This window comes from Brevundimonas sp. UBA7838 (genome assembly GCF_002500885.1).
In the GTDB taxonomy this organism is placed as follows: Bacteria; Pseudomonadota; Alphaproteobacteria; order Caulobacterales; family Caulobacteraceae; genus Brevundimonas; species Brevundimonas vesicularis_C.
This window is the reverse complement of the sequence record NZ_DLTK01000013.1, coordinates 1-4,722: the sequence shown is the minus strand read 5'-3', so window position 1 is coordinate 4,722 and position 4,722 is coordinate 1. Positions and strand designations below refer to the sequence as shown.

At 65.9% G+C, this 4,722-nt stretch carries 2 protein-coding genes and 1 pseudogene; 1 reads left to right on the top strand and 2 read right to left on the bottom strand.

Going from position 1 to position 4,722, the window contains the following annotated elements; genetic code table 11:
• Nucleotides 1-88 precede the first annotated feature (88 nt).
• Nucleotides 89-3,079 carry an isoleucine--tRNA ligase gene (ileS, locus tag B3T77_RS00755; protein ID WP_292076144.1) on the bottom strand — a complete coding sequence of 997 codons (2,991 nt, stop codon included), beginning with the start codon at nt 3,077-3,079 and terminating at the stop codon, nt 89-91.
• A gap of 316 nt (nt 3,080-3,395) precedes the next feature.
• On the opposite strand from ileS, the gene B3T77_RS00750 reads away from it, so the two are divergent.
• Nucleotides 3,396-4,298, top strand: coding sequence for a hypothetical protein (locus B3T77_RS00750; protein WP_292076141.1), 903 nt, complete (start codon nt 3,396-3,398; stop codon nt 4,296-4,298).
• Between the two features lie 128 nt (nt 4,299-4,426).
• On the opposite strand, the pseudogene B3T77_RS00745 reads toward B3T77_RS00750, so the two are convergent.
• Nucleotides 4,427-4,722, bottom strand: a pseudogene (locus B3T77_RS00745) (insulinase family protein); the annotation flags it as partial.

Here is a 4,722-nt window from a genome sequence, read left to right as displayed (position 1 = left end):
CGCATCGCAGGCGTCTGTGGGGCTTCAAGAACCCCTCCACCGCTTCGCGGTCCCCCTCCCCACAAGTGGGGAGGAGACTTTGCTGCGATCAGGCGTGCGTCTGGTCCCAATACCGAACCGCATCGGCGTCGCGGGCCGAGAGGTCGGGATAGGCGGGGTCGGAGCCGACGTCGGGGACCCGGCGCCAGGAGCGGGCGCATTTCGGGTTGTCGGAGCGTCGCACTAGGGCACCTATGCCTGCATGTTCTGGCAGTCTGAATGGCCCTTCGGGACCTTGAGGGTCATCGCGAGTCAGCCTTGCGACACTGGCGATGCAGAAGTCTGCCATGAACTGGTCAGGATTCTCAGACCCTGCAACGTCTTGAACCAGTTGGATCAAAGCCGGGTCATCCAAGACGATGAGAACATCAGCATCGAGGCTGGATCCTATCATCTTGTCACGTCGTGCCAGTTCCAAACTACCCAGCACTACTTCGCGGATGGGAAGCAGGTTCTTGAGTTTGGTGTAGGCCGTTTCGTTCTCCCATTCCGCCGGAGTGTCGGGGATCACGCGGGCGCAGTTGGAGCCGGCGTCCGGGAAGCGGGTGGTCCAGGCCTCTTCCATGGTGAAGGGCGTCAGAGGGGCCAGCCAGGCGGTGAGGCGCATGAAGACCTCGTCCATCACCGTGCGGGCGGCGCGGCGACGCAAGGCGTCGGGACGGTCGCAGTACAGGGCGTCCTTGCGGATGTCGAAATACAGGGCTGACAGGTCGCCGGCGCAGAACTCCAGCACCGGACGGACGACGTCCTGGAAGCGGTATTCGGCGTAGGCGGCTCGGACCTGGGCGTCGAGCTCGTGCAGGCGGTGCAGGACGAACCGCTCCAGCGGCGGCATCTGGTCCAGAGACAGGCGTTCGGCCTCGTCGAAATCGGCCAGGGCGCCCAGCAGATAGCGAACGGTGTTGCGAAGCTTGCGATAGGCGTCGACCGTGGTCTGCAGGATCTGTTTGCCGATCCGCTGGTCGTCCGAATAGTCGACCAAGGCCACCCACAGACGCAGGATATCGGCGCCGGATTCCTTGATGATGGTCAGGGGGTCGGTCGTATTGCCCTTGGACTTGGACATCTTCTCCCCCTTCTCGTCGAGGGTGAAGCCGTGGGTCAGGACCGCCTTGAACGGGGCGCGGCCGCGCGTGCCGCAGCCTTCCAGCAGGGACGACTGGAACCAGCCGCGGTGTTGGTCGGAGCCTTCCAGATAGAGGTCGGCGGGCCAGTGGGCGGGACGGTCGCCGGCGTAGCCGTTTTCCGGCAGGCGCGGGTCGAGCGTGAAGGCGTGGGTCGAACCGGAGTCGAACCAGACGTCCAGAATGTCCTCGACCTTTTCGTAGCGGGCCGGGTCGTGGGCGCCCAGGAAATCGCTGTCGGGCGCGGTGAACCAGATGTCGGCGCCGTGTTCGGCGACGGCCGCGACGATGCGGGCGTCGACCTCGGGGTCATGCAGGGGCTGGCCCGTCTGTTTGTCGATGAACATGGCGAGCGGCGTACCCCAGGCGCGCTGGCGGCTGACCAGCCAGTCGGGACGGCCCTCGACCATCGAGCGGATGCGGTTCTTGCCGGCGACGGGATGGAAGGCGGTGGCGTCGATGGCGTTCAGCGCCGTCTCGCGCAGGGTGTCGCCGCTCTTCAAGGGTTGATCCATGCGGATGAACCACTGGGGGGTATTGCGGAAGATGATCGGCGCCTTGGAGCGCCAGCTGTGCGGATAGGAGTGCTCCAGTCGCCCGCGCGCCAACAGATTGCCGGCCTCGATCAGCTTTTCCATCACTGCGCCGTTGGCGGGACCGAACTTGCCGGTCTTCTTGCCCTCGGTCTCAAGCACCTTCAGGCCTGCGAATAGGGGGACGCCGGGGTAGTAGGCGCCGTCGGGATCGACCGTATCCGGCACTTCGTGATGGCCGTGGGCCTTCCAGACCTCGAAGTCGTCGGCGCCGTGGCCGGGCGCGGTGTGGACGAAGCCGGTGCCGGCGTCGTCGGTGACGTGGTCGCCGGCGAGCAGGGGCACGGAGAAGCCGTAGCCGCTGTCGAGCGCGGCCAGCGGGTGGGCGGTCTCCAGGCCCGACGGATTGATGTCGTAGACACGGGTCCAAGCGGCGATCTTGGCGGCCTTGAACACCTCCTCGGCCAGCTTGTCGGCCAGGATCAGGCGGTCGCCGGGCTTGGCCCAGGGCGCGAACTCCAGGCCTTCTTCCATGGCCGTGACCTCATACAGGCCATAGGCGATTTCGGGGCCGTAGCTGATGGCGCGGTTGGCCGGGATGGTCCAGGGCGTGGTGGTCCAGATGACGATAGAGGGCGTGCTGGAGCGGAAGGCCAGCAGGTCGTCGGGATGGTCGTCGGACATGGCCGTGACCGGGAACTTGACCCAGATCGTCGGGCTCACGTGGTCGTGGTACTCGATCTCGGCGTCGGCAAGCGCGGTGCGCTCGACCGGCGACCACATGACGGGCTTGGATCCGCGATAGAGCTGGCCCGAGTTCTTGAATTTGTGGAACTCGGCGACGATGGCGGCTTCGGAGGTGAAGTCCATGGTGGCGTAGCGGTTGGCGAAGTCGCCGACGATGCCCAGCCGGTGGAACTGGTCCTTTTGCAGGTCGATGTATTTGCCGGCGTATTCACGGCAGGCGCGGCGGAACTCGTCCTTGGACACCTCGTCCTTGCGGCGGCCCTTGGCGCGGAACTGCTCCTCGATCTTCCATTCGATCGGCAGGCCGTGGCAGTCCCAGCCGGGGACGTAGTCGACATCGTAGCCCAAGAGGAATCGGCTGCGGACCACGAAGTCCTTCAGCGTCTTGTTCAGAGCGTGGCCGATGTGGATGTCGCCGTTGGCGTAGGGCGGACCGTCGTGAAGGACGTAGAGGGGGGCGTTCTGCTTCTGTCGCTCAGCGCGCAGGGTCCCGTAGAGGTCGCCCCACTGTTCCAGGATGACCGGCTCCTTCTGAGGCAGGCCGCCGCGCATGGGGAAGGGCGTCTCGGGCAGGAAGACAGTGTCGCGATAGTCGCGGGCGCTGGATTCAGAGGTGTTTTCGGGGGCGTCGGCCATGGGTCGTCTCGGCGTCTTGAAAATTAGGTCGCTGTTCTCTTCGCCCTATCGCGCTTCGCGCTGCTTGAGGGCTTTCAATCCCGGCGTGCACGGGGCCATGCGGCCCAGAAGCGCTACGCCGGGCGGCTAATCGAAATCAGGCGAATGGAGACGCGGACGGTCATTGTGCTGGCGGTCTAGCAGACGGATGCGGCATTGCGCCATCCCGAAGCGCAGGCCTCATCAACGGAAACGAAAGGCTTTTGCGGTTTTGTGACGGGAGGATCGGCCGGAATCTTGTTCGGCCGACACGATATTCGCTTGGGAGTTCCCGCCGATGCGGCTGCGGATCACGAAATGGATGCTGGGCCTGGCGGCCGGTCTCGCCGTCTCGGCGGGCGCCGGAGCCGCGCTGGCGCAATGCACGTCCGGCTGTCAGCCGCCGCCCTGCACGTCGTGCGAGCCTCCGCCTCCGCCTGAGCCGCCGCCCTGCAACGGCGGTGGAAACTGCGGTCCTGGCGGCGGTGGAAACTGGAACGGCAACATCAACACCAACGTCAATGTGAACGTGAACCTTGGCGCGAACGCCAATGCGAACGCGGGCGCCGGGGCCAACGCCAACTCGGGCGCGCGGTCCTACGTCAATGCGCGCGCCGGCGGGTTCTCGGGCAGCTTTGGCGGAGGCGGCGGCGCGGCCTATGTCAGCGTCGATCAGCCCTATCCGACCACCATCCAGGGCCTGGCCGTCGAGGGCGTGATCGCCCAGACGGTGCGCACTCCCTACAGCGCCTTCCGCAGCATGATGAAGCGGGTCGTCATCCAAGCCGTCTGCATCGACGACCGCCAGGTGCCGCATCCCGCCTCGCAGGTGCGGCCGGATCGCGAGATCGCCGAAGGCTTCGAGGGCGAGCTGTATCGCTGCCTGTCGGGCACATGGCTGCAGGCGACCATCGCCGACTACAACGGCGACATCAGCTTCGATCACGGCACGACCCTGACCTGCCGCAAGCATGAGGCGCTGTGGTACGGAACGGGCGGCAAGCTGGAATGCCGTCCCGAGAAGCCCGAGCGGGATTGCAACGAGCGTTCGCTGCTGCGGCGCTACGGCGCCGGGATCAAGATTCTGACGATGTATCGCGAAGAGGAATACACCGAATACCGCGAGGAACAGGTCGAGAGCGCGACCGTGCTGACCGGGGTGATCACCCTGGACGGCGGCGTCGGCGGCCGGGTCTTCTGAACCGGACCTAAACACGCCCGTTCAGCCGCCGATCAGGCGGGACATGAGATAAGGCGACCGTCGGCTCTCCGTCGACGATCCTGACGACTGGCCCCGGTTCGCGAGAACCGGGGCCTTTTTCGTGGGCGTTACTGGGCCGCCGGTTGAGCTGTGACGGTGGCGCGCCAGGCGCTGTCGGACTTCAGATACTGGCGAGCCAGGGCCTGAAGGTCGGCGGCGGTGACGGCTTCCAAGGTGGCGATCTGGTTGCGGGTCTGGTCCAGCGTCGCCGGGTCGCTCTGGGCCTGCGACAGCTGGGTCAACCAATAGCCGTTGTCGGCCATGCTGCGACGAATGCGCTCGACGGCCGGGCGACGGGCGCGGTTCAGTTCGTCCTCGCTGATCGGATTGTCGCGCAGGTCGGCGGCGATGGCATAGACCAGGC